The sequence below is a fragment of the Actinokineospora spheciospongiae genome (assembly GCF_000564855.1).
Lineage (GTDB): Bacteria > Actinomycetota > Actinomycetes > Mycobacteriales > Pseudonocardiaceae > Actinokineospora > Actinokineospora spheciospongiae.
Genome location: NZ_AYXG01000115.1, coordinates 1 through 9,396 on the forward strand (window position 1 = coordinate 1; position 9,396 = coordinate 9,396).

Here is a 9,396-nt window from a genome sequence, read left to right on the forward strand (position 1 = left end):
GGTGTACATCGCGCCGCCGCAGCCCATCGACAGCCGCACCATCCACGGGAACTCACCCTGGGCGGCCCGGCTCCCGCCGACCACCTGCGGGCTGAACGTGCCGCCGTCCGACGGCGGCGGGGCCGCGCTCGCGTGCGCCGTCGTGCCCGCCGCCAGGGTGAGCGCGCCCGCGGCGACGAGCACCACTCGGCGGAGCCTGCTGTACCACTTGCCCTCGGTCATTGGTCTTCCTTTCCCGGGCCCGATCGGCAGGGGTGGCCCGGTGGTGTGGAGCGGACTCCGTGGGACGGATCTCCGTGGGGGGTTGGAACGCCCCGGACCCGCGGCAGGGGTCAGCGGGCCCGGGGCGCGAGTCCTAGAAGGTGAGCTTGAAGCTGTCGACGTAACCGGTGTCGGAGCTGTAGACGTCCTGCACCTTGAGCCGCCAGGTGCCGTTGGCCGGGACCGCCGAGGCGTTGACGGTGTAGGTGGCGATGACGTTGTCGGCCGAATCCGACGAGCTGGAGTTCTTCAAGCGGAAGGTGGTGCCGTTGGGCGCCACCAGGTCGATCACCAGGTCACCGCGGTAGGTGTGCTTGATGTCCACGCCCACCGACAGCGCGGCCGGGGCGTTGCCGGTCACCCCGCTGACGGCGAGGTTGCTGAACACCGCCGCACCCGCGTCGGTGATGGTGACGTTGTTGGCGTTCTCGAACACCTTGCCCGCCGGGGGAGGCGTGCCGTCGCAGGTCAGGCCCGCCGCGCGGCGCGGGCAGTCCGCGTAGTCCAGCAGGTAGAACACCGCGTCCCGGTTGCGGGAGGTCTGGGCGGCGATCACCTCGTCGGGCGGGTAGAAGCCGCCGAGACCACCGCTGCCCGAGGGGTACATCTCGAAGGTGTAGGCGTAGATCTTGTACTTGCCCCACAGGTAGTCGTCGATCGACCCGTCGGTGATGTAGAGGTCCGAGGACTGCTCGGGGGTGTAGCCGTTGGACGCCGCCATGGCCCGCCCCATGGTGGACAGCACCCGCTGGTCCTCAGCGGTCAGGTCCGGGGTGGTGTCGGCGGTGGTGTAGCCGTAGGGCCACAGCACCAGCTCGGAGTAGGTGTGGAAGTCGATGCCCGCGGTGATCTGCTGCTTGCCGCCGACCACCCGGCTCGCCACCCAGTTCTGCAACGCGGCAACCTCGGGGCTGCTCGCCGCAGACGGACCGCGATAGGTCTCACTGCTCGCGCTGCCGGAGGAACCGCCGCAGCAGCCCCACTTGAAGTCCCAGTTGCGGTTCAGGTCGGTGCCCACACTGGACGATCCCGGCGTCGGCTGCCGGTTCTTGCGCCACCCCGCGTACGACCCGGTGCTGATGTCGTACTCACCGCCGTCGGGGTTGACGTCCGGGATGATCCACACCTCGCGCGAGTCCACCAGCCCCCTGACCCGCGCGTCACCGGCGTACCCGTCGGTGAGGGTGCGGATCAGGTACAGCGCCATCTCGACGGTCAGGTGCTCCCGCGCGTGCTGGTGCGCGGTGAACAACACCTCCGGCTCGTTCTCGTCGGTCCCGGCGTTGTCGGAGATCTTGATCGCGACGATGTCCCGGTTCTGGTACGACTTGCCGATCACCGTCCTGGTGATGATCCCCGGGTGGTCGGCCACCGCCTGGTTGATCTCCGCCGTCATCTCGGCGAAGTTGTGGTAGTTCGAGTCGGCACCCGGGAAGTCGTTGGGGGACACCGCCCCCCGGCTCTGCACGAGCGGCGCGTCGGTCACCACGGTCAGCCCCAGCGCCCGGATGCGCGCCACCTCGTCCGGCGTCGCGGTCACCATCAACCGGCTGTCCTCGAAGCCGTACAGCGCGGCCCCGGTCGCCGCCACGGCGTTGCGCTGCTCAGCGGAGCGAACCCCGCTGACCTGGTACTCGGCCGTCCCCCGACCGGGCTCCGGCTTGGCCCCGGCACCGACCGGGCTCATCGAACTGATCAGGGCAAGGGCGACCAGCGCCCCACCCACGACGGACAGGCGTTTGCGTCTCACGCGGCGGTTCCTCCTGCAGGGGGCGGCCGGGGCCGCCGGAGGTGGTCTTCAGTTGTGACCGGACCTGGCGCGGACGAACCCGAAGGTGCCCTCCCGCCCGACGCCCACCCGGTGCTCGTCGAATAGTGACCGGTCGGTCACGGCTGTCACAAGGCTGCACGCGGTGGGCGTCGTTCCCGTTTCATTCCCACTTCGAACGCGGATAGCGGCACGTCAGAGCGGGTGCCCGGCATTTTTTCACCCATTTGCCCCTGCCCCCGACAACTCCGGTGCGGTGGGTGACGAACCCCGTCGGCGAATGTTTCGCCGAGCCGCACGGACGCCAACGCCCGTCGCCGGTCGGGTCCTCACTGACCGTCGGGCGGCGTGCGGAGCAACCTCCGGGCAGGCAGAGCGTCCTCCACGGCTTCGCCGACCAGCGACACCAGGAACGCCGAGTCACCCGAGTGTTTGGAGTCGAACGTCTTCGCGGGTCTCGACCGGTGCTCGGTGGAGTGGATGCGCGGTCGATGTCTGGCGAACACACTGGCGGTCGCGTCCCTGCGAGTCGGCTGCCACGCTTCGAGACCGGTCATCGCCGTGGTCGAGCGGGGCCGCCGCCGCACCCTTCCTGAACTGGCATTACTTGAACAATACCCCTCACAAGAGGGGGTATTGTTCCTTTGCCTGAGTGGATCACGGCAGCGCCTCGGCGTCGAGGTCGGTGCGGGAGACCGCGCCCAGTTTGCGCAGCACCCGGGCCGCGTGCTGCTCAACCGTCCGAGGCGACAGGAACAGCACATCGGCGATTTCCCGGTTCGTGTGTCCGGATGCCAGCAACCGCGCCACTTCCAGCTCCCGTGGTGACAATTCGTTGCCGTACCCGCGCCTGCCCCGCCGCGACGGGGTGCCGCCGCCGAGGGTGCGCAGTCGGTGCCTGCACCGGGCCGCGTCCCGGGTGGCACCCAACGCGTCGAACGCGTCGACCAGCGCGGCCAGTTCCGCCACCGACGGTTCCGCCCGTTCGGTCGCCAGGGCCGCCAGGTACGGCGCGGGCAGCGCCGCGTACAAGTCCGCTGCCTCCCGCAGCGCCGCCGACGAGCCGTCGACCAACCCCCGGCACTCGACCAGCGCCGCGGCGGCGATCGGAACGTCCCTTCCGGACAGCCCGGCCGCGAACTCCGCCACCACCCCCTCCGCGTCCGCGTGCCGCCCGGCCGCCAGGTAGGCGCTGACCGCCACCGGCCCCAGCTCACCCGCCCAGGCCCACACCCCCTTGCGCCGCACGATGTCCAGCCCGCGCTCCGCTTCGACCACCGCCCGGCAAGCGTCCTCCTGCGCCAGTGCCACCCCGGCCAGTCCGGCGCACCCGGCGATGGCCACCGGGGCGATGGACTCCTCCGGGGTGAACGCCCCGGTGGCGCCGAGGTGCCCGGTGGCCTCCGCCCACTCGCCCCGGGTGGCGGCGAGCAGGCCGAGCACCAGGGACAGCTCGCCCGCGATCGGCACCAGGTCCCGGTACTCCTCCAGCAGCGCCCCCGCGCGCTCGGCCAGCCCGGTCCACTGCCCGGTGAACCAGTCGAGCCGGGCGGTGGTGGTGCGGGCGGTGCCGACCACGAACGGGCCGCCCGCCTCGGTGGCCAGGCGCAGGCCGCAGCGCAGGTGCCCCGCGGCGAGGCGGAAGTGGCCGACGGAGGTCATGGCGTCGCCGACGTTGCAGTGGGCTCGGGCGAGTTGCCTGCGGGCGCCGGTGCCGGTGATCGCGGTGGGCAGGGCGGCGATCTCGGCCAGCGCGGTCGGGTCGCCGATGTGCAGGCGGGAGCTGAGTTCGTTGGCCAGCAGCGACATCCGCAGTTCGACGTCGTCGGTGCTCGCGCGGAACGCGTCCGCCGCGGTCCGCCACCGGGCCAGGTCGGTGACGGAGGTGATGCCGACGAACGGTTGGCCCAGCACGGCGAAGCCCTTGGCGGCCAGGTCGGGGCGTTCGGCGAGGTCGGCCACCGCCGTCTCGATCTCGGCCATGGCCTGCTCCACCGCGCCGGATTGGCGCACCAGCAGCAGCCCCCGGTACAGCCGCACCTCCCCGCGCACCGACGTCGACAGCCTCGGGTCGGTGAGCAGCCGGGCCAGCGCCTCGGCCGGGTCGTGCTGGTCGAGGCCGGTGTGCGCGACCCGGCCCAGCTTGATCGCCAGCCGGTCGACGTCGGCGGCGGGCAGGTTGGGCTGGTCGAGCAGGCGGCGCAGCAGGCCGGTGGCTGCGGTGGCGTCGCCCTGTTCGGCGGCCCGGTCGGCGGCGGCCTCCCCGTAGCGCAGGAACCCGGCGACCCGGCCCGCCCTGGCGCTGTGCTCGGCGAGCTGCACCAGCGGCCGCGGTTCGACCTGCTCCAGGGCGTCGATGGCGCGGGCGTGCAACTGCCTGCGCCCGGGTCCGGTCAGCGTGTCGTACACCGCCTGCCGGGCCAGCGCGTGCCGGAACCCGTAGCGGCCGTTCTCCGCCTCGTGCAGCACCTGCCCGCTCAGCGCCGACGTCAGCGCCTGGTCGACGCGCTGGGCGCCCACCGCCGCGACCTCGCCGAGCAGTTCGGCCGGGGCGGGCACGCCGAGCACGGCGGCGGCCTCGGCGAGCCGGGTCGCGGTGGCGGGCAGCGCGGCCAGCCGCTCGGCCATGGCGTCGCGCAGCAGCACCGGCACGCCCACCGCGTCCAGCAGCCGGGCGTCGCCGGGCTGGTCGCGCAGGGTGCGCAGCACCTCCTCGACCACGAACGGCAGGCCCGCGGTGCGCTCGTGCAGCCGCGCGGCGAACTCGGCGGAGGTGTCCTCGCCCAGGATGGCCGAGGTCAGCGCCCGCACCCCGGCCGCGTCCAGCGGCTCCAGCCCGACGACGACCCCGGTCACCGGCGACGGCGGCCGGTAGGCGGTGCCCAGCGGCAGGCCCCCGGGCACCTCCGCGCGCCGGTAGGTGACCACGACCGCCAGGTCGGGCGGCGGGTCGCCCATCAGGAACCGCAGCAGCCGCCGCGACCCATCGTCGGCCCAGTGCAGGTCCTCGACCACCAGCAGCGCCGGGCCGAGGGCGTTCAGCAGCTCCCGCAGGCCGCGGAAGAGCCGGTGCCGGTCGGCCCGCGGGTCGCCGGTGCTCGGCGGCGGTGGGGGCAGGTGCTCGGCGATCTCCGGCAGCAGCGGCCCGACGACCCCGGTCACCGGGTTGAGCCTCGGCAGCCGGGCCAGCCGGGGCCCGACCTCGCGCAGCGCGTCGAGCACCGCCCCGAACGGGAACGGCTCGCCGACCGGGTGGCAGTGCCCGATGAGGACGGCCAGCGGCCCCAGGTCGCCGTCGATCAGCTCGCGGACCAGCCTGCTCTTGCCGACCCCGGCCTCGCCCTCGACCATCGCCACCGCCGGGCGCGTCCGCACCGCCGAGCGCAGCGCGCCCAGCGGACGACTGCGCCCGACCAGCACCGGGGAACTGGTCCGCGGCGCCCCCGAGGTCCACGGCATCGTCCGAGCGTAGGCGAAAGTCGGGTAGCCCTACGTATCGAAACCCGGATTGTTCGCTCTCCCGCGCCACCCGATGGTGAATCCCGAGTGGCTGTCAGTCATCACCCCTGCCAACAGCCACACAAGAGAGGGAGACATCCACGATGCGACACGACCGACTGAACCGCCGGGTGGCGGCGGTCCTGCTGGCCGCGGGCACGGCGGCGCTGGCCGTCGGCACCCCGGCCCAGGCCGCGCCCACCAGCACGATCCTCGGTGTGGCGAACGCCGTCCCCGGCGCGTACATCGCCGTGCTCAAGGACGGGGCCATGACGGCCGCGACCACCAACGGCACCGCGCTCGACCTGGCCAAGCGTTACGGCGGCGCGGTCACGCTGACCTACACCGCCACCCTGCGCGGCTTCGCCGTCCGGATGGACGAGGCCGCCGCCAAGCGCCTCGCCGCCGACCCGGCGATCGCCTACGTCCAGCAGGACGGCATCGCGCGCATCAGCGACACCCAGACCGGCGCCACCTGGGGTCTCGACCGCGTCGACCAGCGCGCCCTCCCGCTCAACCAGACCTACACCTACGCCAACACGGCCGCGAACGTGAACGCGTACATCCTCGACACCGGCATCAACAAGTCCCACCCGGAGTTCGAGGGCCGCGCCAAGGACGGCTACGACTTCATCGACAACGACAGCGACGCCTCCGACTGCCAGGGCCACGGCACCCACGTGTCCGGCACGGTCGGCTCCAAGACCTACGGCTTGGCCAAGAAGGTGAACCTGATCGGCGTTCGCGTCCTGGACTGCCAGGGCAACGGCCCGTACTCGCAGATCATCGCGGGCGTCGACTGGGTCGCCCGCAACGCGGTCAAGCCCGCTGTCGCCAACATGAGCCTCGGCGGCGGCGCCGACACCTCCGTCGACAACGCGGTCAAGGCCGCCATCGCCTCCGGCGTCACCTTCGCCGTCGCGTCCGGCAACGCCAACACCAACGCCTGCTCCACCAGCCCCGCCCGCGTCCCCGAGGCCATCACGGTGAACGCCACGGACAACGCCGACAACCGCTCGTCGTTCTCCAACTACGGCTCCTGCACCGACATCTTCGCCCCCGGCACCAACATCACCTCCACCCGCAACGGCGGCGGCACCACCCAGATGTCGGGCACCTCGATGGCCACCCCGCACGTCGCGGGCGCGGCGGCGCTGTACCTGTCGGCCAACCCGAACGCGACCCCCGCCCAGGTCCGCAACGCCCTGGTGGACAACGCCACGTCCAACGCGGTCAAGTCCCCGGGCACCGGCTCGCCCAACAAGCTCCTCTACACCGGCTTCATCGGCGGCGGCACCACCCCGCCCCCGAGCTGCGCGGGCGGCACCAACGGCGACGGCGTGTCCATCCCGGACACCAACTCGCCGGTCACCTCGTCGATCGCCGTCACCGGCTGCACCGGCAAGGCACCGGCCACCACGAAGGTCAAGGTGGACATCAACCACACCTACAGCGCCGACCTGGCCCTGGACCTGGTCGGCCCGTCGGGCGCGGTGTTCCCCCTCAAGCGCGCGGGCGGCGTCAGCTCGTCGGCGGGCGTGCACGAGACCTACACGGTGAACGCGTCGGCGGAGAACCTCAACGGCACGTGGAAGCTGCGCGCCACGGACGTGTGGAGCTACGACACCGGCACCATCGACACCTGGACCCTCACCTTCTGATCCGGTCGTTCCTCAGCAGGCCCCGGGGCGGTGCGCCCCGGGGCCTGCTCCTGTGCGCGTCAGCGGATGAGGTTCCGCAGCGCCGCACCCGTGTGGGAGCCGGACAGCGCCACGTCGGTGAGGTGCCGCAGGAAGGCGGTGTGCGCCCCGGTGGCGGCGGGCTCCTCCAGCAGGACGTCGGTGCCGTGGTGTTCGATGTGGACGACCGGCGGGAAGTGGCCGACCTCCAGGACCCGGAACCCGGGCTCGCGGGCCACCCCGATCGGCAGCAGCCGAACCCGGTGCGCGTGGTTCTCCACCAGGTGCAGCAGTTGGTCGCGCATGGTCTCGGCCGAGACCGCCGGATGGCTCAGCGCGGACGGGTGCAGGAAGAACCGGCTGATCCGCAGCAGCGCCGGGTCGGCGCGACCCCGGTCCGCCCCGATCGCCCGCTCGTAGGCCGGGGTGCGCAGCGGGCGGGGGATCAGCGCGGGGTCGAACCCGGTGATGCCGTCGGCCACCGCCTCCACGTCGCCGATCGGGTCGTCCCCGGTGCCCGCGTGCACCACCCACCCGGTCAGGTCGGTCGCCGCCGCCCGCCGGTAGAGCAGCGGCCGCCGGGCGGCGGGCACGTCGAGCACCGCGCACAACCCGCCGATCTCCAACGCGGTCGGCACCCGCCTGCCGGTCATCACCCGGTTCACCATCGCCGGGGACATCGACATGGCCGAGGCCAGTTCCCTGGTGGTGAACCCCCGCGCCAACCGGGCGCTGTCGAGTTCCCGCGCCAGCAGCAACCCGCGCAGGGTCTTCGCGCGGACACCGCTGTCGTCCGTTCCCGGTGGGGTCGTGGTGGGTGCTGACATCCGTGGTTCCTACCGTGAGTGGTCGATGTGCTGGTGGCTGACGGCGTAGTGCACCTTCACCACCGACGCCCCGTCGTACGGGGAGTCTGCGGGAATGGCGAAGCCGCACGTGGGTATCGAACAGGTGAACCACGCGCCATTTCCCCGCCTGTCCCGGCAAAGGTCGCAAAAAGGGGACACCGGGGTCCGTAGGATGAAGTCCGGCGGGCCCGGCGGTTCGACGGCGGGGCTGCGGCCCAGCACCGGTCCTCTGCCCATTGCCGCCCCTCCTGATTTGTTTCCCCTAATATAGTCTTGTTCCTGCAAGTGCGCTTGTGATTGCAAGTGCGGAAAGCGCCCGAGGCAATTGCAGGTGCGGAAAGGAAGTCGTGTCCGGTCAGAGAAAGACACCGCAGGCGCGGGACAGAACCATAGGCGCCCAACTGCGGGCAGTGCGACTCGAGCAGACCACGCTGAACCTGGAGGCCGCCGCCCATGCGGTCGGCTGGTCACCGGCCACGCTCAGCCGAACGGAGAACGGCAAGCGCCACATCACCAGCGAGGACGTCTCCGCCGTCCTGGCGGTCTACGGCGTCCCGGTGGCGCAGCGGGATGAGCTGATCGAGAGCGCCCGCGCAGGCGCCCAGGCGGGCTGGTGGTCACGCCCGCTACCAGGGGTGGTGCCGGATCTCGGAACCCTGGCCAGCTACGAGTCCACGGCTACAGCGCTGACAGACTGGTCTCTGGCGGTGGTTCCCGGGCTGCTCCAGACCGAGCGCTACGCCGCAGGTTTCATGCTGGCCGACGGTGCTGTGCAGAAGGACGTTGAAACTCGTTGGATGGCCCGCCTGCGGCGACAGCAGGTTTTGCCCAGGGTCGACTACGTGGCGTTCATCCACGAGACTGCACTCCGAACCCCCTTCGGAGGCGTTGATGCGCTCAAGGAGCAACTCGCCCACCTGCTGGAGGCATCTCACCGGGGTCGCGGCGTGCGGATTGTCCGGGAACATGTGCCGCACCGGGCACTGCTGCACTCCTGGCTGATGTTGCACTTCCCGCAAGCGGCCACGGTCCTCCACGTCGAACTTTATCGAAGCGGTTTGTTTCTGCACGACTCTGAGGTTCGCGTCTATGAGGATGTGCGCTCAGAGCTGGATGACCTGGCACTTTCAGGTGCGGAAAGTCGCAGTATGATCGGGCGACTACTAGAAGGGTTGTGATCATGGAGTGGCGCAAGTCGTCCCGTTCGGGCAACGCTACCAACTGTGTTGAATTTCGGCAGGACCTCTCGGCTGTCCGGGACAGCAAGCGGCCTGGTGTGTCGTTGCCAGTGTCCCGCGACGCCGTGCGCGAGCTGATCACCAAGCTCGCCCGCTAGCCCCCT

Annotated in this window: 6 protein-coding genes and 1 pseudogene; 3 read left to right on the plus strand and 4 right to left on the minus strand. The window is 71.5% G+C overall.

Translation table 11 applies throughout. The annotated features are described in order from the left end of the window. The 3 genes and pseudogenes from UO65_RS16300 to UO65_RS16315 form a co-directional block, all read right to left on the minus strand. Positions 1-222: pseudogene (locus tag UO65_RS16300) on the minus strand (serine protease); the annotation flags it as partial. 133 nt (positions 223-355) lie between these two features. Continuing rightward, the gene (locus tag UO65_RS16305) at positions 356-2,011 is read right to left on the minus strand and encodes a M14 family zinc carboxypeptidase (RefSeq protein WP_035283398.1); all 1,656 of its coding nucleotides are present in this window, start codon (positions 2,009-2,011) and stop codon (positions 356-358) included. Positions 2,012-2,686: 675 nt separating this feature from the next. After that, positions 2,687-5,488, minus strand: a complete 2,802-nt coding sequence (locus UO65_RS16315; RefSeq protein WP_035283402.1) for an ATP-binding protein — start codon at positions 5,486-5,488, stop codon at positions 2,687-2,689. Positions 5,489-5,631: 143 nt separating this feature from the next. Between UO65_RS16315 and UO65_RS16320 the strand changes: the two genes are divergently transcribed. Further along, positions 5,632-7,188: a S8 family serine peptidase gene (locus UO65_RS16320; protein WP_035283404.1), complete on the plus strand. Its 1,557-nt coding sequence runs from the start codon at positions 5,632-5,634 to the stop codon at positions 7,186-7,188. A gap of 59 nt (positions 7,189-7,247) precedes the next feature. Here the strand turns inward: UO65_RS16320 and UO65_RS16325 are convergent, their stop codons facing one another. Then, positions 7,248-8,033, minus strand: a complete 786-nt coding sequence (locus UO65_RS16325; RefSeq protein ID WP_035283405.1) for a helix-turn-helix domain-containing protein — start codon at positions 8,031-8,033, stop codon at positions 7,248-7,250. A 368-nt stretch (positions 8,034-8,401) separates the two neighbouring features. On the opposite strand from UO65_RS16325, the gene UO65_RS16330 reads away from it, so the two are divergent. Both UO65_RS16330 and UO65_RS34665 read left to right on the plus strand, forming a co-directional pair. After that, complete coding sequence (locus UO65_RS16330) at positions 8,402-9,232, plus strand: helix-turn-helix domain-containing protein (protein ID WP_267880601.1); 831 nt, start codon at positions 8,402-8,404, stop codon at positions 9,230-9,232. Between the two features lie 2 nt (positions 9,233-9,234). Then, complete coding sequence (locus UO65_RS34665; RefSeq protein ID WP_084175673.1) at positions 9,235-9,390, plus strand: DUF397 domain-containing protein; 156 nt, start codon at positions 9,235-9,237, stop codon at positions 9,388-9,390. Positions 9,391-9,396: the final 6 nt, after the last annotated feature.